Here is a 25,717-nt window from a genome sequence, read left to right as displayed (position 1 = left end):
CAGGTACCGGCTCACGCCAGCACGAACGGCGACCCGGCACCGACTGAGCGCTATGAGGAGATCACCATGAAGGCCGGAATCCACCCGGACTACGTCGAGACCCAGGTCACCTGCACCTGCGGCGCGACGTTCACCACCCGCAGCACCGAGAAGAGCGGCGAGATGCGCGCCGACGTGTGCAGCGCCTGCCACCCCTTCTACACGGGCAAGCAGAAGATCCTGGACACCGGTGGCCGCGTGGCGCGCTTCCAGCAGCGCTACGGCAAGAAGGACGCCAAGTAGCATCACCTCAGCGCCGGTCCCACCGCTTCCACGAGACGCGGAGGGGCCGGCGCTGTCGCGTTCCCGTCCGCACCTGACCCCTGGAGCTCCTGCGTGTTCGAAGCCGTGATCCCACTGCTCGACGAGCACGCCGAGCTCGAACGCCGGCTGGCCGACCCGTCCGTGCACGCCGACGCCGGACTGGCCCGCACGCTCGGGCGCCGCTACGCGGAGCTGGGGGCGGTCGTGCAGGCGCACGTCACCTGGCGCGCAGCGCTCGACGACGCCGAGGCCGCCCGCGAACTCGCCGCCGAGGACGCCGCCTTCGCCGCCGAACTGCCCGCGCTGCAGGAGGCCGCGGACGAGGCCGCCGAGCGGCTGCGCCGGTTGCTGCTGCCGAAGGACCCCGACGACGCCCGCGACGTGATCCTCGAGATCAAGGCGGGGGAGGGTGGGGAGGAGTCGGCGCTGTTCGCCGCCGACATGCTGCGGATGTACCTGCGCTACGCCGAGAAGCACGGTTGGGTGACCGAGGTCATCGACGGCACCCCCAGCGACCTCGGGGGGTGGAAGGACGTCTCGGTGGCGCTGAAGACCCGCGGCGCGGCGGCCGAGGGGGTCTGGCGCCGGCTGAAGTACGAGGGCGGGGTCCACCGCGTCCAGCGCGTCCCCTTCACCGAGTCCCAGGGTCGCGTCCACACCTCCGCCGTCGGGGTCCTCGTGATGCCGGAGGCCGAGGAGGTCGAGGTCACCATCGACGCCAACGACCTGCGCATCGACGTCTTCCGCTCCTCCGGCCCGGGTGGGCAGAGCGTCAACACCACCGACTCCGCCGTACGCATCACGCACCTGCCGACGGGGGTCGTCGCCAGCTGCCAGAACGAGAAGTCGCAGCTGCAGAACAAGGAGTCCGCGATGCGGATCCTGCGGGCCCGCCTGCACGCCGCGGCCCAGGAGGCCGCCGACGTCGAGGCCTCCGCGGCGCGCCGGTCCCAGGTCCGCACCGTCGACCGCTCCGAACGCATCCGGACCTACAACTACGGCGAGAACCGCATCGCCGACCACCGGACGGGCTTCAAGGCCTACAACCTCGACACCGTCCTCGACGGCGACCTCGACCCGGTCATCCAGTCGGCCATCGACGCCGACGAAGCCGCGCAGCTCGCCGTCTCCGACGTCTGACGCCCTCACGAACACTCAGGCTACGGATCTCTTGAACTGAGTACGGAAGTGCGTAGGATGTGCGCATGGACGACGAACGGTGGGACGTCCTCGAGAAGCGCATCGCGGCCCTGGAGGCCCGGGCGGCCGACGGGGCGGACCTGCGCGAGACCGACGAGTTCTGGGCGCTGCACGAGCTGAAGCGGCGGGCGGAGGGACGGTCCCACGTCCTCTTCACCGGCAGCCTCACGCTGCCCACGGGTGCGCACTACGAGTGGCAGGAGACCGTCGAGGTCTCCTCCCTGCTCGCGGCGGACCCCACGGGGGCCGTCGCCGTGCTGTCCGCGCTCGCGCACCCCGTCCGCCTGCAGCTGCTGCACCGGGTGCTGCACGGCGGACGCACCGTCGCGGAACTCTCCGAGGGGCTCGGCACGTCCGGGCAGCTGTACCACCACCTGCGTCAGCTGGTCGCCGAAGGCTGGCTGGCCACCTCGGGGCGGGGCGTCTACGACGTCCCGCCGGCGCGCGTCGTCCCGCTCGTGACCCTGCTCGCCACGGCCGGATTGAGGTAACCCCATGCCCGTCAACGTGTCACGCCGTCCTAGGCCCACCCTCCTCGTCGTCCTCGCGGCGGCGCTCGTCGCCGGCCTGAGCGCCTTCACCCCCGCGACACCACCGACGCCCACGGCCGACAGCACGGGGGATCCCGCGCTCGCCCGGCGGTTGCGGCTCGCCGTCGGGGACCTCCCCGGTCAGGGGTTCGCCGTGGCCGCGGGGGACGGGTCGACGTCGGCGCAGGCAGCGATCGGTGAGGCTTCGCCGGGTCGTCCCCTCAGCGCCACCACGCCGCAGGAGATCGGCTCGGTCACGAAGTCGATGACGGGTCTGCTGTTCGCCGACGCCGTCGAGCGGGGGGAGGTGACCCCGGCGACGACGCTGGGGGAGGTCTACCCCGGTCTCCCGGGAGAACTGGCGGTCACGACCCTGACCGAACTCGCCACCCACACGTCGGGCCTGCCGCGCCTGAGCACCCGTGCGCAGCTGCGGAGCCTCGTCACGAACCTCACCTACGGAAATCCGTACGAGTGGGACACCCCCGGGTCGTTGCTGTCCGACGCCGGTTCCACGTGGCTGCGGACGCCGCGCGGGGAGTTCTCCTACTCCAACCTCGGGTACGCCCTGCTCGGGCAGGCGCTGGCCGTGCGGGCGGGTGTCCCGTACCCGCAGCTGCTGACCGACCGCGTCCTCGCGCCGCTGGGGATGACCGCCACCGTCGCCGCGCCGGACCCGCTACCCGCCGGTCGGGCGCTGGAGCGGGGTGCCGACGGGCGGGCGACCACGCCCTGGAGCTCCACGGGCAGCGTCCCGGCGGGGATCGGCGTCTACTCCACCGCCGCGGACCTGGGGCGCCTCGCCGCCGCGGCGGTCTCCGGCGACGTGCCCGGCGCGGCTGCGTTGGCCGGGTGGGGCTGGTTCCCGGCGGAGGTCGACGGTCGGACGCTGCTCGGCAACAACGGGGCGACCTACGGGGTGCAGAGCTCGATCTGGCTCGAACCCGCCTCCAGCCGCTGGGTCGCGGTCACCTCGCCCAGCGGGTCGGCCGGCGTGGACACCCAGACGACCGCGTTCCGACTGCTCGGGATCGACGTCTGACCTGCCCGTAGGGTCGGGACGTGCCGAGCGACGTGAGGGAACTGCTGCGCGACGCCGAGCAGCGACTGGCCACCGCGGGGGTGGTGTCCGCCCGCGCGGACGCCGAGGTCCTCCTGGCCCACGCGCTGCGCGTCGACCGCTCCCGCCTCGGGGTCCTCCTCGCGCTGCGCGAGAGCGTCGAGCCGGGGACCTTCGAGCACCTGCTCGACCAGCGCGAGCAACGCGTTCCGCTGCAGCACCTCACGGGCCGCGCCGGGTTCCGCGAGCTGGACCTGCACGTCGGGCCCGGGGTGTTCGTCCCGCGCCCCGAGACCGAGACCGTCGCCCAGCTCGCCGTCGACGAGACGAGGCGTCTGGTGGCGGCGGGGGAGTTCCCCACCGTCGTCGACCTCTGCACCGGGTCCGGCGCGATCGCCCTGGCCGTCGCGACGGAGGTGCCGCGGTGCGCCGTGCACGCCGTCGAGCTCGATCCCATGGCGCACGCCTGGGCGCGGCGCAACGTCGACGAGTTCGCCCCGCGGGTGGACCTGCGCGAAGGCGACGCCGCCACCGCCTTCGCCGACCTCGACGGCGAGGTGGACGTCGTCGTGAGCAACCCGCCCTACGTCCCGCCGGGTGCGGTCCCCGTCGACGCCGAGGTGGCGCACCACGACCCGGAGATCGCGCTCTACGGCCTCGGTGACGACGGGCTGCTCGTCCCGCGCCGGGTCGTGGCGGCCGCGGCCCGGTTGCTGCGGCCCGGGGGCTACGTGGTGGTCGAGCACGCCGAGGTGCAGGAACGCTCGGCGCGGGAGATGTTCTCGGCGTCGCTGTGGCAGGACGTCGGCAGCCACCGTGACCTCACCGGCCGTCCTCGCACGACCACGGCCCGTCGTCGCTGAGCGTCGACACCCCGCCGATCCCGCCGCTGTCGTCCTCCCCGTGGCCGACAGTGGGAGACTCCTGCGTGTGAGGCCCCCGTTCGATTGCGCCGACCCCGTCATCCGAGAGCGCGGTCTGTCCGCAGCGCACAACGCCGTGAAGCGCGGTGAGGTGGTCGTGCTGCCCACCGACACCGTCTACGGCATCGGCGCCGACGCGTTCAACCCCGCCGCGGTGCAGCGCCTGCTCGAGGCCAAGGGACGTGGACGCAACATGCCGCCACCCGTCCTCGTGCCCGAGACCCGGACCATCGACGGCCTGGCGTCGTCCATCCCGTTCGCGGTCCGCGAGCTGATCGACGCGTTCTGGCCCGGTGCCCTCACCATCGTCTGCCGCGCCCAGCCCTCGCTGAGCTGGGACCTGGGCGACACCAACGGCACGGTCGCGCTGCGGATGCCGCTGCACCCCGTCGCCCTGGAGCTGCTCAAGCGCACCGGCCCGATGGCCGTCTCGAGCGCCAACCTCTCCGGCCACCCCGCCGCGAACCTCGTCACCGAGGCCGTCGAGCAGCTGGGGGAGTCCGTCCGGGTCTACCTCGACGGTGGTCCGGCGACGAAGGGGGCGCCCTCGACGATCGTCGACGCCTCCGACGGACCGCTGCGGGTCCTGCGCGTCGGGGCGATCTCGGAGGCGGAGCTGCGCGCCGCGGTGCCCAAGGGCTGGGTCGAGCTCGACGAGCCCGACGTCGATCCCGAGGCTGACCCCGAGCCTCAGCTCGAGACCGAGGGAACCGGAGCGAGCGCACCGCAGACGAGCGGATGAGGGCCTACCTCCTCGTCATCGTCGTGGCCGCGGCCGTCACGTACCTGACGACACCCCTGGTGCGGCGCCTCGCCCAGCGCGTCGGCGCGATCACCCCGCTGCGCGACCGCGACGTGCACTCGGTGCCCGTGCCGCGGATGGGCGGGGTGGCGATGTTCTTCGGGATGGTCGCCGCCCTGGTCGTGGCGAGCCAGGTGCCGTTCCTCTCCCGCGTCTTCCACGCCGACCCCGGACCGCTGTGGGTCCTCGTCGGCGCCGGGGTGGTCTGTGCCGTCGGCGTCGCCGACGACATCGTCCAGCTCGACGCCGTCACCAAGCTGGCCGGGCAGGTGCTCGCCGCCGGGATCATGGGCTGGCAGGGCGTGAGCCTGCTGCAGCTGCCGATCGGCGGGGTCACCCTGCTCTCCGGCCGGACCATGATGATCATCACGATCCTCGTGGTGCTCGTGTCGGTGAACGCGGTGAACTTCGTCGACGGTCTGGACGGTCTCGCCGCCGGCATCGTCGGGATCGGCTCGATCGCCTTCTTCGGCTACTCCTACGCCCTGCAGCGGGGCAGCGCGCCCGACGACTTCTCCTCCCTCGCCACGCTCATCGCGGCGATCACGGTGGGGGTGTGCCTCGGCTTCCTGCCGCACAACTTCCACCCGGCCCGCATCTTCATGGGCGACTCCGGGTCGATGATGCTCGGTCTGCTGATGGCGAGTTCGACCATCGCGGCGACGAGCACGGTCGATCCCGAGGCCGTGGCGAGCGAGAAGATCGCGCCCGCGTTCTTCCCGTTGCTGCTGCCCATCGCGGTCCTGCTGGTCCCGTTCAGCGACATGGTCCTGGCCGTCGTCCGCCGCACGAGGGCGGGCAAGGCGTTCTGGCACCCCGACAAGAAGCACCTGCACCACCGGTTGCTGCAGCTCGGCCACTCCCACCGCGTCGCCGTCCTCGTCATGTACTCGTGGGCGGCGTTCCTGAGCTTCGGGGTGGCCTCCTCGGCGTTCCTCCCGCTGACCCAGGCCTTCGCCGTGGCCTTCGCGGCCGGCTGCGTCGTGCTGGCCCTGACGTTCCTGCCCGTGTACTGGCGACGCAACCGGCGGACGGTGGACCCTGTGAACCCGACGGTGAGCGACGAGGAACCCACGCAGAGTGCCGTTGCGGCACCCACGTCCGAGACTTCCCGCACGTGAGCCCGGACGGTCCACGACGTGACGTAGGAGACCCTTCCGCTCGTGATAGCTTTCACGAAGTCTCCCCGGAACGTGACCAACATCCCGGGGTTGCCGCCAGTGAGCCTGTCCCACCGGACGACCCGCCGACGACGGAAGAGAAACCTTTGAGCACCAGCACCGACGCAGGAGTCCAGGCCGCCGAGGCCTTCGGCATCCTGCTCCGCCGCGCGTCCGCGGTGTCGGGTGCGGTCGCTCTGGTCTGCGTCGTCGTCGCCTGGATCTGGCGGGGAAGCGCCTCGGGGCTCTCCGCGCTGATCGGCGGGGCCATCGTCGTCGCGTTCTTCGGAGCCCGCCTGGTGGTCATGGCCAAGGTCACGCGGGCGCGGCCCCAGCTGATCATGATGACCGCGATGGTCGTCTACTCGGTCAAGGTGGTCCTGCTCGGGATCGCGATGCTGCTGCTCACCCGGGTCGACGGGATCTCCGGTCCCGCGCTGGGGTTCACCGTCATCATCACGGCGGTCGTGTGGCTGGCCGCCGAACTCCGCGGCTTCATGAAGCTGCGGATCCCCATCTTCATGACGGACGAGGTCCAGAAGTGAGCCTCGCCAAGCCGTCCGATGCTCCGTCGGCCATGCCGACGGACGCGGGCAACGGCATCACCGAGAAGATCGCCTGGAGCATCACGTCGTACCTGATCTCCGGTGCGCTCATGGGCGCGATGGCGGGTTGGGGTCTCGACCACCTGCTCGGAACCCACTTCATCGTGGGGATCGGTCTCGTCGTCGGCAAGGCGTTGACTTTGTACTACGTGTGGCTCCGGTACGGTACGCACTGACCGCGAGACGCCCGATCACTGTTCAGGGGGCCACGCGGCCGGCACTCCGGCCCCGTACCCACGATGAAGTTCGCACGGAGGAGTTGACGTGAGCCTGCCCATGCTGGCTGCCGCGGAGGGCGGGTTCACCCCGCCCGACGCAGAGATGTTCTGGCAGCCCCTCATCGGGAGCGGTCCGTTCGCGATCACGCGTCCGGCCATCGTCTTCGCGCTGTCGGCTGTGCTGATCATCTGGTTGCTGCTCGCCGGCACCAAGCGCCTCGCGGTCGTGCCGGGCAAGAAGCAGATGGTCGTCGAAGCCGCCTACGGTTTCGTGCGGAACTCGATCGCCCGGGAGTGGATCGGCAGCAAGGACTTCCGCAAGTACGTCCCGCTGCTCTTCACCTTCTTCTCGATCATCCTCGTCAACAACCTGTTCGGCGTCATCCCGCCGATCCAGTACCCGACGATGTCGCGCGTCGCCTTCCCGCTGGCGCTCACGATCATGCTCTACCTGACTTACCACGTCGTGGGCATCCGCAAGAAGGGCTTCGCCGCCTACTTCGCCGGCGTCGTGCCGCACGGCCTGCCCAAGCCGATCATCCCGCTGGTGTTCTTCCTCGAGGTGCTGTCCATCCTCGTGATCCAGCCGGTGACGATCACGCTGCGACTCTTCGGGAACATGTTCGCCGGCCACCTCATCCTGGTGCTCTTCATCTCCGGCGCGGAGTACATGTTCATCGACGGCGGGATCGGGCTGAAGATCGTCGGCATCCCGACCATCGTGATGGCCTTCGTCCTCACCCTCTTCGAACTCTTCGTCGAGTTCCTCCAGGCGTACGTCTACACGATGCTCGCCGCCTCATTCATCGCCAGCGCCCTCGCTGACGAGCACTGACCCGCCCCACCCAGACCTCCGGGGCGCGGCGTGCGCACCGGCTACGAAAGGAAGACGCAGGACCATGACTGGCTCCCTCGCCATCGTCGGCTACGGCCTCTCCGCCATCGGCCCGGGCATCGGCATCGGCCTGATCTTCGCGGCCTACATCAACGGCGCTGCGCGTCAGCCCGAAGCTCGCGGCATGCTCCAGAGCATCGCCATCCTCGGTTTCGTCCTCGCGGAAGCGCTCGCCATCTTCGGCATCGCCCTCGCCTTCGTCTTCCAGTGATCGGTTCGATCCCGATCGCTCACTGGTCCTAGTCCGAAGGAGGAATCGTGCTCGTAGCAGGCTTCGCCATGGCTGGTGAAGAAGTTGCCGGCGACCCGATGTACCCGATCCTTCCTCACCTCGGTGAGCTGATCGTCGGCATCATCTTCGCGATCATCATCTACGCGGTGGTCGCCAAGAAGGTCGTCCCGCGCCTCGAAGCGATGTACGAAGAGCGTCGTGCCGCCATCGAGGGCAACGTCGAGAAGGCGGAGCGGGCGCAGGAAGAAGCTGCCGCCGCTCTCGCCGAGTACAAGGCTCAGCTCGCCGACGCCCGCGTCGAGGGCAACCGCATCCGTGAGGAGGCGCGCCAGCAGGGTGCGCAGATCCTCGCCGAGATGCGTGAGCAGGCTCAGGCCGAGTCCGAACGCATCACCACCGCGGCGCGCGCGACCATCGAGGCCGAGCGCGTCCAGGCCACGGCGCAGCTGCGCGCGGAAGTCGGTCGCCTCGCGACCGACCTCGCGGGTCGCATCGTCGGGGAGTCGCTGCAGGACACCGCTCGTCAGAGCGGCGTCGTGGACCGGTTCCTGGCCGACCTCGAGCGCAACGAGTCGGGAGTGACCTCCCGATGAGCGGTGAGCTCGACTCCGGCGTCGCGAAGGCGAGCCTCGCCGCCGCGCAGCAGGTGCTCGACCAGCAGTTGGCGGCCGAGGGGGCCGACGCGGGCAAGACCGGTGAGGACCTCTTCGCCGTCACCAGCCTGCTCGACTCCTCGGTCGGCCTCCGCCGGGCGCTGACCGACCCCTCCCGCGAGGGTTCGGCCAAGGCGGACTTCGTCCGCCGCACGCTGTCCGGCCGGATCACCCCGGCTGCTCTCGAGACCGTCGTCGCGCTGGCCTCGGCCCGCTGGACGGCGGGTCGCGACCTGTCCGACGCCACCGAACGGCTCGCCGTCGTCGCGGTCGTCACCCAGGCCGAGAAGTCGGGGCACCTGGACGCGCTGGAGGACGAGCTCTTCCGGTTCTCGCGGACCATCGCCGGCAACGCCGGCCTGCGCGACGCGCTGGCCGACCGCACGGCCCCCGACGCCAACCGCGCGTCGCTGGCCTCGCGGTTGCTGCTCGGCAAGGCCTCGCCCGAGACCGTCCAGCTGGCCCGTCGGGTCGCGACCTCCCCGCGGGGTCTGCGCGCGGAACGGCTGCTGGAGGACTGGGTCGAGATCGTGGCCAGGCGTCGCGAGCAGCTCGTGGCCCACGTGGTCTCGGCCGTCTCGCTGAGCGAGAACCAGCGTGAGCGGCTCGCCGCCTCGCTCTCGCGCCAGTACGGCCGGGCGATCCGCATCAACGTCGACGTCGACCCCCACCTGGTGGGGGGCCTGCGCGTGAGCGTCGGCGACGACGTCATCGACGGGTCGATCTCGACCCGCCTCGACGAGGCCCGTCGCCGCCTGGCCGGCTGACCACCCGTCGAACACCCCTCCCGCTCCAGGCGGGGGACAATGGACTTCGAGAACCGCACGATCGACCGCACGGTCGACACCGCACGACCGACAAGGAGAGCAGGGCTTCCATGGCCGAGCTGACCATCCGCCCGGAGGAGATCCGGGACGCTCTCGACGCCTTCGTGGCGTCGTACGACCCCGGAACCGCCGCGCGTGAGGAAGTCGGCCGCGTGACCGACGCGGGCGACGGCATCGCCCACGTCGAGGGCCTGCCCTCCGTCATGGCGAACGAACTGCTGCGCTTCAGCGACGGGACCCTGGGCCTGGCCCAGAACCTCGACGTGCGCGACATCGGTGTGGTCGTCCTGGGCGACTACGCCGGCATCGAGGAGGGCCAGGAGGTCCACCGCACCGGAGAGGTCCTCTCCGTCCCCGTCGGTGACGACTTCCTGGGCCGCGTCGTGGACCCGCTGGGTGCCCCGATCGACGGTCTCGGCCCGATCGAGGCCGAGGCGCGCCGTGCGCTGGAACTGCAGGCCCCTTCGGTCGTCCAGCGCCAGGAAGTGCGGGAGCCGCTGCAGACCGGCATCAAGGCCATCGACGCCATGATCCCCGTCGGCCGTGGTCAGCGTCAGCTGATCATCGGTGACCGCCAGACCGGCAAGACCGCGATCGCGATCGACACGATCATCAACCAGAAGTCCAACTGGGCCTCGGGCGACCCGAAGCAGCAGGTCCGCTGCATCTACGTCGCGATCGGCCAGAAGGGCTCCACGATCGCTTCCGTGAAGCGCTCGCTGGAAGAGGCCGGCGCGATGGAGTACACGACCATCGTCGCGGCCCCCGCGTCCGACCCGGCCGGCTTCAAGTACCTCGCGCCCTACACCGGTTCGGCCATCGGCCAGCACTGGATGTACGCCGGCAAGCACGTCCTCATCGTCTTCGACGACCTGTCGAAGCAGGCCGAGGCCTACCGCGCCGTGTCGCTGCTGCTGCGTCGTCCGCCGGGCCGCGAGGCCTACCCCGGTGACGTCTTCTACCTGCACTCCCGCCTGCTGGAGCGTTGTGCGAAGTTGTCCGACGAGCTCGGTGCCGGGTCGATGACGGGTCTGCCGTTCATCGAGACCAAGGGCAACGACGTCTCGGCGTACATCCCGACCAACGTCATCTCCATCACCGACGGTCAGATCTTCCTGCAGTCGGACCTGTTCAACGCGAACCAGCGTCCGGCCATCGACGTCGGCATCTCGGTGTCGCGCGTCGGCGGTGCCGCGCAGACGAAGGCCATCAAGGGCATCTCCGGCACGCTGAAGCTGGACCTCGCGCAGTTCCGCGCGATGGAGGCGTTCGCCATGTTCGCCTCCGACCTCGACCAGGCCTCGCGCAACCAGCTCGCCCGTGGTGCGCGTCTCGTCGAGCTGCTCAAGCAGCCGCAGTACACGCCGTTCTCCCTCGAGGAGCAGGTCGTCTCGATCTGGGCCGGCACCACCGGTCAGCTCGACTCCGTCGAGGTGTCCGACGTCTCCCGGTTCGAGCGCGAGTTCCTCGAGTACGTCAAGCGTCAGCACGCCGAGCTCATGCAGGGCATCCGCGAGACGAAGCAGTTCTCCGACGGGGCCAAGGAAGAGCTGAAGAAGGCCGTCGACGCCTTCAAGCCCCAGTTCTCCGCGGGCAAGCAGGACGCGGCCGTCCCCGGCGACGAGGACCACGGCGCGACCGACGCGGACGACATCTCGCAGGAGCGGATCACCACCCAGAAGCGCTGACGCGCTCCTGGCAGATCACGCAGCACGACCCCAGCAGGGACCGAGCGGAGCAAGGAAGAGGAGCAGGACATGGCAGGCCAGTTGAGGGCCTACCGGCGGCAGATCCGCTCGGTCCAGGCGACCAAGAAGATCACCCGCGCGATGGAGCTCATCGCGGCGTCGCGCATCATCAAGGCGCGGGCGAACGTCGCCGCGTCGACGCCCTACGCCCGGGCGTTGACCCGCGCGGTGTCGGCGGCGGCGTCGAACTCCTCGCTCGACCACCCGTTGATCACCGAGAAGTCCGAGGTGAAGCGCGCGGCGGTGCTCGTGTGCTCCTCCGACCGCGGTCTCGCCGGTGCGTACTCCTCCAACGTCCTGCGCGAGGGGGAGCGGCTCACCGCGGCCCTGCGGGCCGAGGGCAAGGAGATCGCCCCGTACCTCGTCGGGCGCAAGGCGGCGTCGTTCTACAACTTCCGTCGTCGCTCGGTCGTCGAGGCCTGGGCCGGGTTCACCGACTCGCCCAGCTACGAGGACGCGAAGAAGATCGGTGACCGCCTGGTGGCCGACTTCGCGAAGGAGTTCGCCGACGGCGGCGTCGACGAGATCCACGTCGTCTACACCCACTTCGTCAGCATGGTCACGCAGGAACCCCGGGTCATCCGGCTCCTGCCGCTGGAGGTCGTCGAGGGTGTCGAGGCGCCCGCCGAGGGTGACCTGCAGCCGCTGTACGAGTTCGAGCCCAGTGCGGACGCGGTCCTGGACGCCCTGCTCCCGCAGTACGTCAACAGCCGCATCTACAACTGCCTCCTGCAGGCCGCGGCCTCCGAGCTCGCCGGTCGTCAGCGGGCCATGAAGAGCGCGACGGACAACGCGGACGAGCTCATCAAGAAGTTGACCCGGCTGGCCAACAACGCCCGTCAGGCCGACATCACCCAGGAGATCAGCGAGATCGTCGGCGGCGCCGACGCGTTGGCCTCCTCCGGCTCGCGCGCCTGACCTCGCGCTCTGCCCCCACCCACTCCAGCCAGAACTCACGCGACGAAGGAAGCCCGAGGAGCGACATGACCGCCACCGTCAACGAAGCGCCGAGCAGCACCAGCAAGGGTGCGACAGGTCGCATCGCCCGAGTCATCGGCCCCGTCGTCGACGTCGAGTTCTCGGCCGACACGATGCCCGAGCAGAACAACGCCCTCACCACCCAGGTGACCATCGGGGGTGAGACCCAGACCGTGACGCTCGAGGTGGCCTCCCACCTCGGCGACAACATGGTCCGGGCCATCTCGCTCAAGCCCACCGACGGCATGGTCCGCGGTGCGGCCGTCGTCGACACCGGCGCCCCGATCTCGGTGCCCGTCGGCAACGTGACCCTGGGCCACGTGTTCAACGCCATCGGCGAGTGCCTCAACCTCGAAGAGGGCGAGAAGCTCGAGGTCACCGAGCGCTGGCCGATCCACCGCAAAGCTCCGGCCTTCGACCAGCTCGAGTCCAAGACCACGATGTTCGAGACCGGCATCAAGGTCATCGACCTCCTCACCCCCTACGTCCAGGGCGGGAAGATCGGCCTCTTCGGTGGTGCGGGCGTCGGCAAGACCGTCCTCATCCAGGAGATGATCCAGCGCGTCGCCCAGAACCACGGTGGTGTGTCGGTGTTCGCCGGTGTCGGCGAGCGCACCCGTGAGGGCAACGACCTCATCGGCGAGATGGCCGAGGCCGGCGTCTTCGACAAGACGGCCCTCGTGTTCGGCCAGATGGACGAGCCGCCGGGCACGCGTCTGCGCGTGGCCCTGTCCGCCCTGACGATGGCGGAGTACTTCCGCGACGTGCAGAACCAGGACGTGCTGCTCTTCATCGACAACATCTTCCGGTTCACCCAGGCGGGTTCGGAGGTGTCGACCCTGCTGGGCCGCATGCCCTCCGCCGTGGGCTACCAGCCGACGCTGGCCGACGAGATGGGCACCCTCCAGGAGCGCATCACCTCGACCCGCGGTCACTCGATCACCTCGCTGCAGGCGATCTACGTCCCCGCCGACGACTACACCGACCCGGCGCCGGCCACGACGTTCGCGCACCTCGACGCCACGACCGAGCTCTCCCGCGAGATCGCGTCGCGCGGTCTGTACCCGGCCGTGGACCCGCTGACCTCCACGTCGCGCATCCTGGACCCGCTCTACATCTCGAGGGACCACTACGACACCGCGGTGCGCGTGAAGCAGATCCTGCAGCGCAACAAGGAACTCCAGGACATCATCGCCATCCTCGGTGTCGACGAGCTGTCGGAGGAGGACAAGCTGACGGTGAGCCGTGCTCGCCGCGTCCAGCAGTTCCTCTCCCAGAACACCTACATGGCCGAGAAGTTCACCGGCGTCGAGGGTTCGACGGTTCCGCTGAAGGACACCGTCGAGAGCTTCAAGCGCATCGCGGACGGCGAGTTCGACCACGTCGCCGAGCAGGCCTTCTTCAACGTCGGTGGCCTCGAGGACGTCGAGCGCAAGTGGGCTCAGATCCAGAAGGAGAACTGACCGTGGCGCTGCAGGTCGAACTGGTGGCCGCCGACCGCTCCGTGTGGTCGGGCGAGGCCTCGCTGGTCCGCGCCCGCACGGCCGAGGGTGAGATCGGCATCATGGGCGGCCACGAGCCGTTGCTGGCCATCCTCGCCCCCGGCGACGTGGCCATCACCGGCTCGGGCTCGGAGGGGATTACCGCCACCGTCAGCGGCGGGTTCTTCTCGGTCGACCACGACAAGGTGACGATCGTCGCCGAATCCGTCGAGGTCGGCGCCGGAACGCGCTGAGAACGACCGAGGACGACGCGTGCACGAGTTCCTGCTCTCCCTGGAGATCGCAGGAGCCTGTGCCGTCCTCCTCCTGGTCGTCCTCGTCGCGGTCGTCCTGCGGCGGCGTCGGCTGACGTCGCGGCTCGGCACCTTCGACTGCTCCATCCGCCAGCCCAGGGGTTCCCACCGTCGGTGGGCCCTGGGTGTGGCGCGGTACGAGACCGACCGTCTCGACTGGTACCGCACGTTCTCGTTGTCCCCGCGCCCGTCGTGCACCTACGCACGACGGGCGCTCGGCGTGACCCTCTTCCGCGAGGCCGAAGGTTCCGAGCTGATCGCCGTGCAACCCGGCGCGATGGTCGTCGAGTGCCGCCACGAAGGCGTGGAGATCGAACTCGCGATGTCGCACGACGCCTACACCGGCTTCGCGTCCTGGCTGGAGTCCGCCCCACCCGGGCAAGGCGTGAACGTCGCCTAGGGCGCTACCGCTCGCCAGTGCGCGGACCCTTGAGGATCTGGCGCGCCAACCCCGCCTCGTTCGGGAACACCATGACCCGCGGCCCCTCGGTCGTGGGGGCGAGCGTCGCCCGGATCCCGGCGTCCACGAGGGTGCGGCGCTGCACCTCGGCCTCGACGAAGGTGCCGGGGGAGGAGACCACCTCGAGCAGGCCGTAGTCGTCGCTGGCGCCCTGTTGGGGACGACGTTCGACGAGCGAACGGCCGTGCGAGAACGTCCACCGCAGCAGCAGCACCAGCACCCCGACGACGACCAGGGCGACGCTCGGCCCGAGGGCGTAGTGGTAGCTGGTCAAGTTCACCCCCCCATCATCCCCGTCGTGTCCAGCGCCGGGGTCCCGCCGTGCGCCCCCGCGTCCGCGGAAGGTCACCGTCTGGCAACGGCGGAGGAATTGACCACTCAGCGGTACCCATTGGTGGCAGAGTGTGTTCGCGGGATGCTCGTTCGTCCCGGTGGCCCCAGGAGTCACACACGCGTTCCTCGTGAGCGCCGGGTGTGACTTCGCACCTGGGTGCAACCGGAGAGCGACGTCCTGCGTCAGACCGGTGACGATCACGACGAACACGACGATGATCACGACCGGCGTCCTCGGGGGAGGAACACATGGCGATCGGAATCGCGACAGCGCCCAGTGCGGCGGACGACGTGGCAGCCCGCAGGGCGGCCCGTTCGGCACCCGGCCTGGGGGCCAGCGTGCGGGAGGAAGTCCACGGCCAGGTGGTCCACGTGGTGGGCCGCCTCGACGTGCACACCGTCCCGGACGTGCGCTCCGCCCTGCACGCGGCGGTCGACGCCGGTGCGGGTGAACTCGTCGTCCACGTGGACGGCATCGTGGTGGCCGACGCCACCGGCCTCGGCGTCTTCGTGGGAGCGCACCGCCGCGCCCTGCGGGTCGGACGCCGCCTGGTCCTGCGCGACGTCCCGCTGCCGGCCCTGCGCCTGCTGCGGGTCACGAAGCTGCACCTGGTCCTGCAGGTCGACGACGAGGTCCTGAGCGCCCAGGAACGCGCCGCGCTCCGTCGAGCCCGCGCCGAGGCGATCCTGCGCCCGCAGGAGGCTGCTCAGAACAGCCGCGAGTCCACGTCGTCGATGCCGCGCAAGGCGTCGTAGTCCAGGACCACGCACCGGATGCCGCGGTCGCTCGCCAGGGTGCGGGCCTGCGGCTTGATCTCCTGCGCCGCGAAGACCCCGGTCACCGGGGCGAGCAACGGGTCGCGGTTCATGAGCTCGAGGTAGCGGGTGAGCTGCTCGACGCCGTCGATCTCGCCGCGACGCTTGATCTCGATCGCCACCGCGGTCCCGGCGCCGTCGCGGGCCAGGATGTCGACGGGACCGATGGCGGTCATGTACTCGCGCCGGACGAGGCGGTAGCCCTCGCCGAGCGTCGTGATGTGCTCGGCCAGCAGCTTCTGCAGATGGGCCTCGACCCCGTCCTTGACCAGGCCGGGGTCCACCCCGAGCTCGTGCTCGCTGTCGTGCAGCACCTCGTGGATCGACACGATCAGGCGGTCGTCGGTCTTGGCGTGCTGGACCGTCCACGTCTGCGTGACGCCGATCTCGCGGGCGTCCTCCTCCGGCACGGAGAAGGTCAGCCTGGCCGGGGGGCTCATCCAGTTCAGCGGTTTGTAGGAGCCCCCGTCGGAGTGGACCAGGACGCTGCCGTCCGCCTTCACGAGCAGGAGCCTCGTGGCCAGGGGCAGGTGGGCGGTGAGCCGGCCCGCGTAGTCGACGGAGCACCGGGCGATGACGAGACGCACGAGGAGCGAGCTTACGAGACGCGATGGCCCCCGCCCGACGGGTCGCTGCTCCCGCCGGCGACCCGTCGCGGGTGTGGGTGTAACGAATCGGGGCGCTCGCGCGACTACCCGTCGAACCGAGCGTGGCCACGGTGGTGTGGAGGGGACACCACCGCGGCATCGCCCGGTCCGCAGCGAGGAGGCTCACCTCCGGGGGAGTCCGCGGGTTTGAGACGATGTCGTCCGTGCCCCGCTCGAACCGCCGCCGGCCCGATCCGCCGCCGCGCACCCCGCTCGGCGCGGGAGTCGACCGCACCGTTTCGGGCAGCGACGGCGACTGGGTCGTGCGCGAGCTCCGCGGGACGTCCTCCACGAAGACCTACCGGTGTCCCGGCTGCACCCAGGACATCCCGCCGGGGGTCCCGCACCTCGTGGTCTGGCCCTCCCGCGGAACGTTCAGCCCGGCCGACGGGGCCACCGAACGGCGGCACTGGCACCGCGCCTGCTTCGACGCCCGTGGACGCCGCGGCAGCTGGTGACGAGCGCCGGGTACCGTGCCAGCGTGATCCCCCTCCACGACCCCGCCGTCCGTGGTTTCGCCAGCGACAACGCCGCCGGCATGCACCCGGAGGTCCTGGCCGCGCTGAGCAGCGCCAACGGTGGCCACGTCGTCAGCTACGGCGGTGACCCCTACACCCTCGCCCTGCAGGAGAGCCTGCGCGGCCACTTCGGCCCCGACGTCGTGAGCGCCGTCGTCCTCACGGGCACGGGCGCCAACGTGACGGCCCTGCAGGCCCTCACCCAGCGCTGGGAGTCCGTCCTCAGCTCCGACCAGGCCCACGTCCTGCACGACGAGGCCGGTGGTCTCGAGCACGTCGGTGGGACCAAGGTCATCGCCCTGCCGACCCGCGACGGTCTCGTGGACCCCGCCGACGTCGAACGTGCCGTCAGCGTGGCCGACAGCCTCATGCGCGCGCCCGTCGGTGCCCTGACGTTGACGCAGAGCACCGAACTGGGTACGGCCTACTCGCTGGAGCACCTCGGCGACCTCGTGGCCGTCGCGCACCGGCTCGGGGTCAGGGTCCACGTCGACGGCGCCCGGCTCTCCAACGCGGCCGTCTCCCTCGGGGTCGGTCTGGGCGAGACGACCACCGCCCTCGGGGTCGACGCGGTGTCGCTGGGCGGGACGAAGAACGGCGGGGGTTTCGCCGAGGTCGTCGTCGTCCGCGACGCCGCGACCGCGCCCGGCCTCGCGCGGCTGGTGAAACCCAGCATGCAGCAGTCCTCCAAGACCCGGTTCGTCTCGGCGCAGCTGCTCGCGCTGTTCGGCACCGACCTCTGGCAGCGCACCGCCGCGACGGCCAACGCCGCCGCCGCCCGGCTGGCCGCGGCCGTCACCGCGACGGGGGTCGTACTGACCCGGCCGGTGCAGGCCAACGCCGTCTTCGCGGAACTCCCGGCCGCCGTCGCCGCCCGTGCCGCGGCGCGGATCCCCTTCCACGTCTGGGACCCGGAGTACTCCGAGAAGGGGGTGGAGGTGCGTCTCGTCGCGAGCTTCGACACCACCGACGGCGACGTCGAGGACTTCGCCGCGGTCCTCACCGAAGAACTCGCGCGTGACTGAGATCCGTTCCGAGACGGTCCTCCCCGCGCGTCGCGAGGACGTCGAGCTGCACACCGCCGACGGGCTGACCCTCGTCGGCGAACTCGCCCTGCCGCTGGACCGCGACCCCGTCGCGACCTTGGTGACCCTGCACCCCCTGCCCACGGCGGGGGGTTTCATGGACAGCCACGTGCTGAAGAAGGCGTCCTACCGGTTGCCCGCGCTGGCCGACCTCGCCGTGCTGCGCTTCAACACCCGCGGCACCACCAGCCCACGGGGGACGAGCGAGGGCCACTTCGACGCGGGCGACGGCGAGCGGTTCGACGTCGCGGCGGCGCTGGAGTTCGTGGAGTTCCGCGACCTGCCGCACGTGTGGCTGCTGGGCTGGTCCTTCGGGACGGACCTGGCCCTCGTCCACGGTCGTGACCCGCTCGTCGAGGGGTTGATCCTGCTGTCCCCGCCGCTGCGCTGGTCCACGCCGGGCGACCTCGAGGCCTGGGCGGAGTTCGGCCGCCCGGTCACGGCGCTCGTCCCGGAGTTCGACGACTTCCTGCGTCCCGAGCAGGCGCGGGAGCGGTTCGCGCCGCTGCGGCAGGCCGAGATCGTCCCCGTCGACGGTGCGAAGCACCTGTGGGTGGGGGAGAAGTCGGTCCGCCGCGTGCTGGACGAGGTGGTCGCGCGGGTCAACCCCGCGCGCTCACCCCTGCCCACCGACTACTGAGCCGGCGCTTCGACCTCGCGCACGTCGACGGCGTGGGCGTCGGTCTTGGGGCCCAGGCCCAGCAGACCCCGCAGGTCGTCGAGCTGGTCGGTGATCTGGTCGCGCTGCTGCATGAGCTCGTCGACCTGCATCTGCGCGCTGGTGCGGCTCTGCTCGGCGTGCTCGCGGGCGGAATCCACCATGTGCTGGGCCCGTGAGCGCGCGTCGGCCAGGAGTTCGTCGGACTCCCGGCGTGCCGTCTCGGCCCGCAGGGCGGCCTGGGCGATCGCGTCGGCGCGGATCGACTCGGCCGCCTCGACGGCCTCGTGCGCCCGTTCCTCGGCCTCGACGGCGCGCTGCTCGGCTTCGGCGATGCGGGCCGCGGTGCGCGCGGCGGCGACCTCGAGGCGCATCCGGTCCTCCTCGGCGCCCTGTTCGCGGGCCGCGGCCAGGGCGAGTTCCTGCTCGCGCACGGCGGCGTCGGTCGAGGAGCGCAGCTCGATGACCTCCCGCTCGACCTGCGCGCGCAGGGCGGCGACCTGGCGTTCGGTGGCGGCGAGCGCCTCGGCGGCCTCGTGCTGGGCGCTCGCGGTGACCTGGTCGGCCGTGCGGTGCGCCGAGGCGGTGAGTTCGGCGGCGGTGCGCTGGGCGGCCTCGACCATGCCGTCGGCCTGGTGCTTGGCCCGGGACACGATCTCCTCGGCGTCCCGGCTGGCCTCGCCGGTGCGGCGGCGTGCGTCCTCGTCGGCCTGGTTGCGCGTCGAGGACGCCTCGGCCCGGGCCTCTTCGCGCAGCCGGTCGGCGTCGCGGCGGGCCGAGCGCAGGATCTCCGAGGACTGGTCCTCGGCGAGGCGCAGCAGCTTCTCCATCCGGGAGCCGAGGCCCGCGTAGGAGGGCTTCTCGTGCTCGCGGATCTCCTTGAGGGCGTCGGCGAGCTGTTCCTCGGCCGAGCGGAGCTCGTGGTCGCGCTGGGCGACCCGGGCTCGGGCTTCGGCGAGGGAGTCGTCGAGGTGCTGCAGGCGTGCGTCGACCTGACTGCGGTCGTAACCGCGGACGACGATGCTGAACGCCTCGTGGGAGTCGGTGGACACCGTGGGGACCTCCGGCCGGATCGGAAAGGACGTCCGCAGCGTAACGGCGGGACGTCCCGCTGCGGGCGGGACACGGCGGGTCTAGGTTGCCCAGGGTGATCGTCGCCTTCTCCGTCGCCCCGTCCGGTGGTCCCGCCCCGCTGGGAGGTGAACCGGACTCCGTGAGCGCGGCCGTGGCCGACGCCGTGCTCGTCGTGCGCAACTCCGGTCTGCCGCACCGCACCGACTCGATGTTCACGAGCATCGAGGGGGACTGGGACGAGTGCATGGACGTCGTGCGCCGGGCCTGCGAGGCCGTCGGCAAGCACGGTCCCCGGGTCTCGCTGGTGCTCAAGGCCGACATCCGTCCCGGGCACACGGGGGAGATGACGTGCAAGCTCGACCGCCTCGAGGCGGCCGTGGAACGTGCCGAGGGGGAGGCCGGCCGCGGTCAGTGACCGCAGCCGGCCCGTGATCCTCAGCGGCGGCGGAACACCGCTGCGTCGAGGCTGAACCGGCCCGCGCCGGTGAAGACGAACATCAGGCCGAGGGCGGCGAAGAGCAACGCGTTCTCGCCGTTCACCTGGCCGTCGACGAGGAAGCCCTGCGGGGCGTGCGCGAGCACCCAGACCCCCACCATCTGCACGAGCAGCAGGGTGCCCGCGGCCCGGGTGAGCAGACCGAGGACCAGCAGCGAGCCGAGACCGACCTCGCCCAGGATCATCAGCCAGCCCGCGACGTCGGGTGCGGGGACGTCGAGCGAGGCGGCCATCCCGGTGGCCGTCCCGGGGTCCGACAGCTTCGGGACGCCGTGGACGAGGAGCAGCACGCCGGCGGCGAGCCGCAGGGCGAGCAGGCCGATCGAGACGGCGGCGGTGGTGCGCACGACCTGGGGACGGTCGGTGCGGGCGGCGGTGGACGTGGTGGTCATGAGTCGTTCCTCTGCGTCGGGAGGGAGTCGTTCGGGCTGAGTGGCTCAGTCACTGGTTCCGGCTCTTCGGGCGGGCACGAGGTCGTGGTGCACTCCCGTCACGACGGGGCAGGCCCCGGGGTTCACCGCGTCGGGAGTGGTCTGGACCACACCGCGTCGGCGGTGGCCGGGGTCGCTCACGGGCACGGAGCACCGGTGCCCGACCCGTAGGGTGGCGCAGGCCCCCACCCTCGACTCCTCGACCCGATCCGCTCCGCCACGACGAAGGACCCGACGTGAGACGCCTGCTCGCCTGGCTCCTGCTCGCCCTGGGACTCGCCTGCGGTGTCGCCGGGGCCCTGGTCCTGACCGTGTTCGCCCCGGCCGACCGGATCGACGTCACCCGCACCGGCGACGATCCGGGCGTGGCGATCGTCAGCGCCCCCGGCCTGCTCGACCTCAGCGGCTCCGACGTGCGGCTCGGCGCGTCCGGCGGGAAGGACGTCTTCCTCGCCGTCGCCCGCGCCGACGACGTGACCGCCTGGCTCGCCGACGCGGCCCACACCGAGGTGACGGGGGTCGGGGGTGACCTCGATGACCCGACGGCCGTGGCCGCCACGTCGGGCACCGGAGCGGCGACCGACCCCCGCTCCGCCGACATCTGGCTGGCCAGCGCGAGCGGCACCGACTCCGCGCGGCTCACCTGGTCCACCGCGGCCGACCGTGACTACGCCGACGCCGGGGGAGTCGTCGTGTTCGCCGCGACGGACGGCACCTCCGCTGCCCCGCAGCGGGTCTCGTTCAGCTGGGCGGCCGAGGGCCGGGCCGCCGAGAACCCCTCGGGAGTTCCCCTCGTCATCGCGGGGTGCGTCCTCGTGCTGCTCGGCGCGATCGGAGCACTGCTCCGTCCCCGCACCACCCGACCCCGAGCCCGGAGGCGCGCGTGAGGACCCGAGGTCGACCCCCCCTCCGCGGCGCGCTGTCCGTGGCGCTGTCCGTGGGGCTGCTCGCCGGCTGCGCCCAGTTGCCCGCCGTGACCGCGCCGGCCGGCAGCGACCGGGAGCCCCTCGTCGTGCAACCGGTGCAGGCCAACCGGATCGTCGAGGCCGCCGGGACCGTCCTGGCCGCGGCCGCCGACCCCGCGACCGTCGACCTCACCGCGCTCGCCACCCGCGTCAGCGGCCCGGAACTGGACCTCCGCACCGCCGCGCACACCATCGCCGTCGCCGGTGCGACGCCGCCGCCGAGCGGAGGGGCGGACGAGTTCAGCGCCCTCACCTCGATCCTGCCGCGCCAGGAGGCCTTCCCCCGCTGGTTCGCCACCGTCACCGACGCCGGCGCCGACCAGTCCCCCTCGCTCGTCGTCTTCCGCTCGCCCTCCGCGCGCGAGCCCTACACGGTGTGGGCGACGCCGTCGCTGCTCCCGGGGGCCTCGCTGCCGACGCTGGCCGCACCCGCCGGCGGCGTGGCCGCCGTCGCCGCCGGCGAGACGACGAACCTCCCGCTCAGCCCGCAGGCCGCGGCCGAGCACTACGCCGACGTCCTCACCCACGGCGGCGACAGCCGGTACGCCCCCGAGTTCGCCGACGACGCCTACCGCGGCGAGGTGGCGAACGCGGCGCGGACCGAGTCCGCGGCCCTCGACGCCGCCGGCGGCAGCTTCACCCAGGAGCGTTCCGTCCTGCCCGACGGGGTCCTCGGGGTGCGCACCCGCGACGGCGGCGCCCTCGTCGTCGCCGCGTTCTCCTGGTCCACCACGTCGGCGGGTCCCGCCGACGGACGCAGCGGGACGCTGGAACCGGCGCTCGCCGCCCTGGCCGGGACGAAGGACGCGCTGAGCGCCACGGTCGTGCACCGCGAGGTCGTCGTCCTGAGACTCCCACCGGGACAGGGACAGGCGCTCGCCCTGGCCGCCGAGAGCGGTCCCGTGTCGGTCACCGTCCGGTGACTTCGGCCCGGTGAGGGCCTCGTGAGAAGGTGACCGGCATGACTCAGCAGCCGACTCCTCCCGGCGCCCAGCTCAACCTGCGCGGAGCGGTGGACCTCGGTGCCCTGGCCGCTCGCAACACCCGTCGCGAGGAGGTCGCCCGGCGTGCCGCCACCGACCCCGACGCCGTGGCCCCCCGGTCCTCCTTCGTCGTGGACGTGACCGAGGAGACCTTCACCGACGTCGTGCAGCGCTCCGTCGAGGTCCCCGTGCTCCTCGACCTGTGGGCCGAGGGCTACGACCAGGGCTCGGAGGCCCTGCAGACCCTGGTCGAGGAGTACGCCGGGGCGTTCCTGCTCGGCCGCATCGACGCCCAGGCCGAACCCCAGCTGGCGCAGTCCCTGGTGCAGTCGTTGCAGGCCAAGGCCATCCCGCTCGTCGCGGCCATCGTCAAGGGCCAGCCGATCCCGTTGTTCACCGGTTCCTACCCCAGCGCCGAGGAGATCCGCCCGGTGCTGGAGGAGGTCCTGCGCGTCGCCGAGGCGAACGGGGTGACCGGTCGTCTCGAGGGCGACGTCGAGGTGGCCGAGGAGCCCGCCGCCCCGCCGCTGCCGCCCCTGCACGCGGAGGCGCTCGCCGCCGTCGACGCGGGCGACTACGACGCCGCGGCCGCCGCGTGGCAGAAGGCGCTCGCGAACGACCCGCGCGACACCGCGGCGACCGAGGGCCTGGCCCGGGTCGGCGTGCTGCGCCGGGTCCACGGGGTCGACCTCGCCTCCGCCCGCGCCGGGGCCGCCGCGGCCCCCGACGACGTCGCCGCGCAGCTGGTCGTGGCCGACCTCGACCTCGTCGGCGGCCACGTCGAGGACGCCTTCGACCGCCTGCTCGGGATCGTCCAGCGGACCGTCGGCGAGGAACGCGACCTCGCCCGCACCCACCTCGTGGAGCTCTTCGCCGTCGTCGGCCCCACCGATCCCCGTGTCGTCAAGGCGCGGCAGGCGCTCACCCGCGCCCTCTTCTAGTCCCCAGGCAGTCCCGCACCCACGTCTCCACGGCGTCGGCCACCGCCGACGCCGTGAGCGTGGAGGTGTCCAGGACGGTCGGACGCCACGGCCGCCCGGTGAGCCGTTCCGCGGCCAGGCCGTCCCAGCCCGTGTCGGTGAGCACGTCGCGCCGGTACCCGGCGTCGTGGACGTGCCCGCGGAACCAGGTGGCGAACGCGACGTGGTGCACGAGGTCGCCGTCGACGGGGCCGCGGCCGGTGAGCCGGGTCCGCTGCACCTCCTCGTCGGCGTCGAGCAGCAGGACGTCGAACCCCCCGAGTGCGGGGCCGGAGGGTGCGGCCACGATCTCGCCGGGCGGCAACGGGTCTCCCGCCATCAGGAGGTGTCGCCCGAGCGCTGCGAGGTCGAGGGCACGTCGGACGACGACCTCGGCGCTGCGCTGGCGCCAGGCGGTGTCGGGAACGGCCGGGAAGTCCACGAGGTCGCTGAACTCCACGGCCTCGACCCCGAGGGCCTCGACGCGAGGTCCCACCCTGCGCCGCACGGTCGACTTCCCGACGCCGCTCGCACCGGTCCCTAGCAGCAGCATCAGTCGACCTTTCCCACGTCCAGGACCTGACCGCGGAACGTCGCGCGGAACCGCCGGTCGTGACTCACCACGACCACCGCGCCGGCGAAGGCGTCGATCGCGGCCTCGAGCTCCTCGACCAGGTGCGGGGCGAGGTGGTTGGTCGGTTCGTCGAGCAGCAGGACGTCGTGGCGGTCGGCCAGCAGGCGCGCCAGGTCGAGGCGGCGGCGGCCCCCGGTCGACAGCTTCCCGACCGCGACCCCGAGGCGTTCCCGGTCGAAGAGCCCCATGTCCAGGAGTCGGTGTGCGTTGTCCTCGGGAGTCCCCGGGCGGCCGGTCGCGAACGTCGCGAGCACCGAACGGTCCAGGTCCGTGTCCGCGGGGTCCTGGCGGAGCAACCCGATCCGGCCCCGCCGTCGCACCGTTCCCGTCGCCGGCGCCAGCACCCCGGCGAGGACGTCGAGCAGGGTCGACTTCCCGCTCCCGTTCGGGCCGGTGATCAGCAACCGGTCGCTCCGTCCCAGGTGGACGTCGACGCTCGCCAGCCGCCCGGGGACGGAGAGCCCCTCGGCGTGCAGCGAACCCCGCGCCGACGCGGCACCCGGCGGCGCCGTGAACCGCAGCGGGTCGGGGGGCCGGGGGACCTCGTCCTCGTGCAACCGCCGCAGCTTCTCGGCGTTGGCGCGGACCCGCGACGCGAGCGCCTCCTGCACCCGGCCACCCTTGAAGTCGTACTGCATCTTGTCGTTGTCGGTACGTGCACGCTGGTGGTTCACGGTGCGCGCGACCGCGTCCCCGGTGGTGCCCAGCCGCTCGACCGCGGTCTCCCACTCGGCCCGGGCCTGGTCCCAGCGCCGCCGTTCGGCGGCTTTCGCCACGAGGAACTCGGCGTACCCGCCGGGGTAGCGCTTCACCCCGTCCTCGTGGTGCGGGTCGACCTCGACGAGTTCGCGCGCCACGGCGTCGAGGAACTCCCGGTCGTGGCTGACCACGACGGTCGTCCCCTTCCGGGACCGGAGGTGGTCCTCCAGCCAGCGGGCGGCGCCGTCGTCGAGGTGGTTGGTCGGCTCGTCCAGCAGCAGGACCTCCGGCGCCGCGGCCAGCAGCGCGGCCAGGTGCAGCCGGGACCGCTGCCCGCCCGACAACGTGGCGAGTTCGCGGGCCCGGTCGAGGAACGGCAGACCCAGCCCGGCCAGCGACTGTTCCACCCGGACGTCGGCGTCGTAGCCGCCGCGGAGTTCGAAGGCCGTCTGGACCTCGCCGTACTCGGTGAGGACGTCGTCGAGGTCACCGCCCGCGGCCATCCGTCCCTCGAGGTCGACCATCCGACGTTGCAGGGAGCGCAGGTCGGCGAGGGCCGCGTCGAGCACCTGTCCGACGCTCGTGCGCGAGGGGGCGCCGGCGTCCTGGGGGAGGTGGCCGATACCGCCTTCCGCGGTCGTGACGACCCGGCCGGAGTCGGCGGGTTCGGCACCGGCGAGGACGCGCAGCAGGGTGGACTTGCCGCAGCCGTTCTCGCCGATCACCCCGGTGACCCGGCCGGGGGAGAAGGCGAGGGTGAGGGAGTCGAGCACGACGACGTGGTCGTAGCTCTTGGTGACCTCGCGCAGGGCGAGGGAGGTCGTGGTGACGAGAGGCACGGGGGCTCCAGGGACGTACGCCGAAGGAGGACCCGCGCGACGGCAGCGGGTCCGGGGGATCGGGCACGTCAGACGAGCACCGCAGAGGCTCCTCGGGTCGGCAGCAGGACGAGGCCGATGCTGCCCCCGCCCGGTCGCCGGTCGCAACCTCTTTTCGGGAGGTCCGGGGGCGATCGGGGAGGTGCGGGGCC

31 protein-coding genes and 1 pseudogene are annotated in these 25,717 nt (G+C 71.9%); 26 read left to right on the top strand and 6 right to left on the bottom strand.

Going from position 1 to position 25,717, the window contains the following annotated elements; genetic code table 11:
• Positions 1 to 66: 66 nt before the first annotated feature.
• From rpmE to OG218_RS05715, 18 genes are all read left to right on the top strand, one after another.
• A complete protein-coding gene (rpmE, locus tag OG218_RS05800) occupies positions 67 to 282 on the top strand; it encodes a 50S ribosomal protein L31 (RefSeq protein WP_328292254.1) in 216 nt (71 codons plus the stop codon).
• A 93-nt stretch (positions 283 to 375) separates the two neighbouring features.
• A complete protein-coding gene (gene prfA / locus OG218_RS05795) occupies positions 376 to 1,443 on the top strand; it encodes a peptide chain release factor 1 (protein ID WP_328292253.1) in 1,068 nt (355 codons plus the stop codon).
• Positions 1,444 to 1,508: 65 nt separating this feature from the next.
• Positions 1,509 to 1,994, top strand: a complete 486-nt coding sequence (locus tag OG218_RS05790) for an ArsR/SmtB family transcription factor (protein ID WP_328292252.1) — start codon at positions 1,509 to 1,511, stop codon at positions 1,992 to 1,994.
• A gap of 4 nt (positions 1,995 to 1,998) precedes the next feature.
• The gene (locus tag OG218_RS05785) at positions 1,999 to 3,075 is read left to right on the top strand and encodes a serine hydrolase domain-containing protein (protein WP_328292251.1); all 1,077 of its coding nucleotides are present in this window, start codon (positions 1,999 to 2,001) and stop codon (positions 3,073 to 3,075) included.
• Between the two features lie 20 nt (positions 3,076 to 3,095).
• Positions 3,096 to 3,956, top strand: a complete 861-nt coding sequence (gene prmC / locus OG218_RS05780) for a peptide chain release factor N(5)-glutamine methyltransferase (protein ID WP_328292250.1) — start codon at positions 3,096 to 3,098, stop codon at positions 3,954 to 3,956.
• A gap of 67 nt (positions 3,957 to 4,023) precedes the next feature.
• Complete coding sequence (locus OG218_RS05775) at positions 4,024 to 4,758, top strand: L-threonylcarbamoyladenylate synthase (RefSeq protein ID WP_328292249.1); 735 nt, start codon at positions 4,024 to 4,026, stop codon at positions 4,756 to 4,758.
• Positions 4,755 to 5,939 (top strand): MraY family glycosyltransferase, encoded by a 1,185-nt coding sequence (locus OG218_RS05770; protein WP_328292248.1) that lies wholly within the window; start codon positions 4,755 to 4,757, stop codon positions 5,937 to 5,939. Before OG218_RS05775 ends, OG218_RS05770 begins: the two co-directional genes overlap by 4 nt.
• A gap of 146 nt (positions 5,940 to 6,085) precedes the next feature.
• Positions 6,086 to 6,523 carry a hypothetical protein gene (locus OG218_RS05765; RefSeq protein WP_328292247.1) on the top strand — a complete coding sequence of 146 codons (438 nt, stop codon included), beginning with the start codon at positions 6,086 to 6,088 and terminating at the stop codon, positions 6,521 to 6,523.
• Between the two features lie 32 nt (positions 6,524 to 6,555).
• Complete coding sequence (locus tag OG218_RS05760) at positions 6,556 to 6,759, top strand: hypothetical protein (protein ID WP_328292246.1); 204 nt, start codon at positions 6,556 to 6,558, stop codon at positions 6,757 to 6,759.
• 88 nt (positions 6,760 to 6,847) lie between these two features.
• Positions 6,848 to 7,636, top strand: a complete 789-nt coding sequence (gene atpB, locus OG218_RS05755; RefSeq protein ID WP_328292245.1) for a F0F1 ATP synthase subunit A — start codon at positions 6,848 to 6,850, stop codon at positions 7,634 to 7,636.
• Positions 7,637 to 7,700: 64 nt separating this feature from the next.
• Complete coding sequence (gene atpE / locus OG218_RS05750) at positions 7,701 to 7,907, top strand: ATP synthase F0 subunit C (RefSeq protein ID WP_328292244.1); 207 nt, start codon at positions 7,701 to 7,703, stop codon at positions 7,905 to 7,907.
• A 47-nt stretch (positions 7,908 to 7,954) separates the two neighbouring features.
• Positions 7,955 to 8,521 (top strand): F0F1 ATP synthase subunit B, encoded by a 567-nt coding sequence (locus tag OG218_RS05745; protein WP_328292243.1) that lies wholly within the window; start codon positions 7,955 to 7,957, stop codon positions 8,519 to 8,521.
• Positions 8,518 to 9,348, top strand: coding sequence for a F0F1 ATP synthase subunit delta (locus OG218_RS05740; RefSeq protein WP_328292242.1), 831 nt, complete (start codon positions 8,518 to 8,520; stop codon positions 9,346 to 9,348). Before OG218_RS05745 ends, OG218_RS05740 begins: the two co-directional genes overlap by 4 nt.
• 110 nt (positions 9,349 to 9,458) lie before the next feature.
• On the top strand, positions 9,459 to 11,096 hold the full coding sequence (gene atpA / locus OG218_RS05735; protein WP_328292241.1) for a F0F1 ATP synthase subunit alpha: 1,638 nt from the start codon (positions 9,459 to 9,461) through the stop codon (positions 11,094 to 11,096).
• 69 nt (positions 11,097 to 11,165) lie between these two features.
• Positions 11,166 to 12,074: a F0F1 ATP synthase subunit gamma gene (locus OG218_RS05730; RefSeq protein ID WP_328292240.1), complete on the top strand. Its 909-nt coding sequence runs from the start codon at positions 11,166 to 11,168 to the stop codon at positions 12,072 to 12,074.
• A gap of 65 nt (positions 12,075 to 12,139) precedes the next feature.
• Positions 12,140 to 13,597 (top strand): F0F1 ATP synthase subunit beta, encoded by a 1,458-nt coding sequence (gene atpD / locus OG218_RS05725; RefSeq protein ID WP_328292239.1) that lies wholly within the window; start codon positions 12,140 to 12,142, stop codon positions 13,595 to 13,597.
• A gap of 2 nt (positions 13,598 to 13,599) precedes the next feature.
• Positions 13,600 to 13,869, top strand: coding sequence for a F0F1 ATP synthase subunit epsilon (locus OG218_RS05720; protein WP_328292238.1), 270 nt, complete (start codon positions 13,600 to 13,602; stop codon positions 13,867 to 13,869).
• 19 nt (positions 13,870 to 13,888) lie between these two features.
• Positions 13,889 to 14,329, top strand: coding sequence for a DUF2550 domain-containing protein (locus OG218_RS05715; protein WP_328292237.1), 441 nt, complete (start codon positions 13,889 to 13,891; stop codon positions 14,327 to 14,329).
• A gap of 4 nt (positions 14,330 to 14,333) precedes the next feature.
• On the opposite strand, the gene OG218_RS05710 is transcribed toward OG218_RS05715, so the two are convergent.
• Positions 14,334 to 14,669: a hypothetical protein gene (locus OG218_RS05710; protein WP_328292236.1), complete on the bottom strand. Its 336-nt coding sequence runs from the start codon at positions 14,667 to 14,669 to the stop codon at positions 14,334 to 14,336.
• A gap of 392 nt (positions 14,670 to 15,061) precedes the next feature.
• Here OG218_RS05710 and OG218_RS26590 point away from each other — a divergent pair.
• Positions 15,062 to 15,349 (top strand): annotated as a pseudogene (locus OG218_RS26590) (STAS domain-containing protein); the annotation flags it as partial.
• Between the two features lie 80 nt (positions 15,350 to 15,429).
• Here OG218_RS26590 and nucS read toward each other — a convergent pair.
• Positions 15,430 to 16,125 (bottom strand): endonuclease NucS, encoded by a 696-nt coding sequence (nucS, locus tag OG218_RS05700; protein WP_328292234.1) that lies wholly within the window; start codon positions 16,123 to 16,125, stop codon positions 15,430 to 15,432.
• Positions 16,126 to 16,340: 215 nt separating this feature from the next.
• On the opposite strand from nucS, the gene OG218_RS05695 reads away from it, so the two are divergent.
• Genes OG218_RS05695 through OG218_RS05685 form a run of 3 tightly spaced genes read left to right on the top strand, consistent with a single transcriptional unit; the run spans position 16,341 to position 18,428 of the window.
• Positions 16,341 to 16,643 carry a hypothetical protein gene (locus OG218_RS05695; protein ID WP_328292233.1) on the top strand — a complete coding sequence of 101 codons (303 nt, stop codon included), beginning with the start codon at positions 16,341 to 16,343 and terminating at the stop codon, positions 16,641 to 16,643.
• 23 nt (positions 16,644 to 16,666) lie between these two features.
• Positions 16,667 to 17,728: a threonine aldolase family protein gene (locus tag OG218_RS05690; RefSeq protein WP_328292232.1), complete on the top strand. Its 1,062-nt coding sequence runs from the start codon at positions 16,667 to 16,669 to the stop codon at positions 17,726 to 17,728.
• Complete coding sequence (locus tag OG218_RS05685; RefSeq protein ID WP_328292231.1) at positions 17,721 to 18,428, top strand: alpha/beta hydrolase; 708 nt, start codon at positions 17,721 to 17,723, stop codon at positions 18,426 to 18,428. Before OG218_RS05690 ends, OG218_RS05685 begins: the two co-directional genes overlap by 8 nt.
• Here the strand turns inward: OG218_RS05685 and OG218_RS05680 are convergent.
• On the bottom strand, positions 18,422 to 19,498 hold the full coding sequence (locus OG218_RS05680) for a hypothetical protein (protein WP_328292230.1): 1,077 nt from the start codon (positions 19,496 to 19,498) through the stop codon (positions 18,422 to 18,424). The two genes, OG218_RS05685 and OG218_RS05680, sit on opposite strands and share 7 nt — an antisense overlap.
• 95 nt (positions 19,499 to 19,593) lie before the next feature.
• Between OG218_RS05680 and OG218_RS05675 the strand changes: the two genes are divergently transcribed.
• On the top strand, positions 19,594 to 19,935 hold the full coding sequence (locus tag OG218_RS05675) for a thiamine-binding protein (RefSeq protein ID WP_328292229.1): 342 nt from the start codon (positions 19,594 to 19,596) through the stop codon (positions 19,933 to 19,935).
• 20 nt (positions 19,936 to 19,955) lie between these two features.
• On the opposite strand, the gene OG218_RS05670 is transcribed toward OG218_RS05675, so the two are convergent.
• Positions 19,956 to 20,408: a DoxX family protein gene (locus tag OG218_RS05670; protein ID WP_328292228.1), complete on the bottom strand. Its 453-nt coding sequence runs from the start codon at positions 20,406 to 20,408 to the stop codon at positions 19,956 to 19,958.
• A 275-nt stretch (positions 20,409 to 20,683) separates the two neighbouring features.
• Here OG218_RS05670 and OG218_RS05665 point away from each other — a divergent pair, with 275 nt between their 5' ends.
• The 3 genes from OG218_RS05665 to OG218_RS05655 are packed head-to-tail and all read left to right on the top strand — an operon-like array spanning position 20,684 to position 23,336.
• Positions 20,684 to 21,334, top strand: coding sequence for a hypothetical protein (locus tag OG218_RS05665; protein ID WP_328292227.1), 651 nt, complete (start codon positions 20,684 to 20,686; stop codon positions 21,332 to 21,334).
• Positions 21,335 to 21,372: 38 nt separating this feature from the next.
• Positions 21,373 to 22,335, top strand: coding sequence for a hypothetical protein (locus OG218_RS05660; protein ID WP_328292226.1), 963 nt, complete (start codon positions 21,373 to 21,375; stop codon positions 22,333 to 22,335).
• Between the two features lie 38 nt (positions 22,336 to 22,373).
• Entirely contained in the window at positions 22,374 to 23,336 is a 963-nt protein-coding gene (locus tag OG218_RS05655) for a co-chaperone YbbN (RefSeq protein WP_328292225.1), read from the top strand.
• Here the strand turns inward: OG218_RS05655 and OG218_RS05650 are convergent.
• Both OG218_RS05650 and OG218_RS05645 read right to left on the bottom strand, forming a co-directional pair.
• The gene (locus tag OG218_RS05650; RefSeq protein WP_328292224.1) at positions 23,317 to 23,907 is read right to left on the bottom strand and encodes a hypothetical protein; all 591 of its coding nucleotides are present in this window, start codon (positions 23,905 to 23,907) and stop codon (positions 23,317 to 23,319) included. The genes OG218_RS05655 and OG218_RS05650 overlap by 20 nt on opposite strands.
• A complete protein-coding gene (locus OG218_RS05645; protein WP_328292223.1) occupies positions 23,907 to 25,526 on the bottom strand; it encodes an ABC-F family ATP-binding cassette domain-containing protein in 1,620 nt (539 codons plus the stop codon). The genes OG218_RS05650 and OG218_RS05645 overlap by 1 nt, the downstream gene beginning before the upstream one ends.
• Positions 25,527 to 25,717: the final 191 nt, after the last annotated feature.

Source organism: Kineococcus sp. NBC_00420 (assembly GCF_036021035.1).
Lineage (GTDB): Bacteria > Actinomycetota > Actinomycetes > Actinomycetales > Kineococcaceae > Kineococcus.
Note: the sequence above shows the minus strand (reverse complement) of the source record. Positions and strands in the feature narration are given on the sequence as shown.